Below are 310 nucleotides of genomic sequence, written 5' to 3' on the forward strand. Positions count from 1 at the left end.
GCGAACGAGCGGGCCGCCGCCGCCCTCGGCATCGACGTCCGCGCGGCCAAGCTCTACGCCTTCGGCCTGTCCTCGGCCATCGCCGCCCTCTCCGGTGTACTCACCGGCTTCCGCTCGACCTCCGTGGTGTTCTCCGACTTCGCGAGCTTCGAGTCCATCACCGCGCTAGGGCTGGCGGTCATCGGCGGTGTCGGCTTTCTCGTGGGCCCGCTGTTCGGGGCCACGTTTGCCGCGGGCACGGGCGGGGCCCGCTTCGGGGGCCTGGTGCTGCGGGCCAGTGCCCCCCCCATCTCCGGCAACCTGCCCACCG

1 protein-coding gene is annotated in these 310 nt (G+C 73.2%); it reads left to right on the forward strand.

The window, feature by feature from the left end; all coding sequences use genetic code 11:
- Positions 1–310: ABC transporter permease subunit (locus TN53_RS43730; protein WP_046264510.1), on the forward strand; the 310-nt coding region annotated here is incomplete at both ends.

The sequence above is a fragment of the Streptomyces sp. WM6386 genome (assembly GCF_000972385.1).
Classification (GTDB): Bacteria; Actinomycetota; Actinomycetes; order Streptomycetales; family Streptomycetaceae; genus Streptomyces.